Here is a 514-nt window from a genome sequence, read left to right as displayed (position 1 = left end):
CGGGCAGTTCGCCCTCGGCGACCAGATGGGTGCCCTCGGGGAGGAGGACGGCCGGGTCTTCGGGGAGGAGGCCGACGAGGTGCTTGCGGTCGGGGCGGACGGTGTCGGCGCGAGCGTAGGAGCGCTTGCCGATGAAGTCCGGCTTCTTCTTGGACACCGCCCAGCTCATGCCGAGGTCCTGCGGCGTGACCGTGCCGTCGGTGTCCTGGCCGATGATCGGGTACCCCTTCTCCGCGCGCAGGACGTGCATGGTCTCCGTCCCGTACGGAGTGATGCCGTGCGGGGCGCCTGCCTCGTACAGCGCCTCCCACAGGGCGAGGGCCTCCCACGGCGACACGTTGATCTCATAGGCGAGTTCGCCGGAGAAGCTGATCCGGCACACCCTCGCCTCGATGCCCGCGACCGTCGTCTCCCGCCACGCCATGAACGGGAAGTCGTCGTTGGCGACCGCCAGTCGGGGTGCGAGCGAGCCGAGCACCTCGCGAGAACGCGGGCCGACCAGGGCGACGGTGGC

Annotated in this window: 1 protein-coding gene; it reads right to left on the bottom strand. The window is 70.6% G+C overall.

The window, feature by feature from the left end; all coding sequences use genetic code 11:
- Positions 1 to 514 (bottom strand): aminomethyltransferase family protein (locus CCN56_RS38780; protein ID WP_373412957.1); only part of this gene is annotated, 514 nt, incomplete at both ends.

This window comes from Streptomyces sp. NRRL B-24572 (assembly GCF_002156145.1).
Taxonomy (GTDB): domain Bacteria; phylum Actinomycetota; class Actinomycetes; order Streptomycetales; family Streptomycetaceae; genus Streptomyces; species Streptomyces vietnamensis.
The sequence above is the reverse complement of the archived record's forward strand: the minus strand, read 5'-3'. Positions and strand labels throughout refer to the sequence as shown.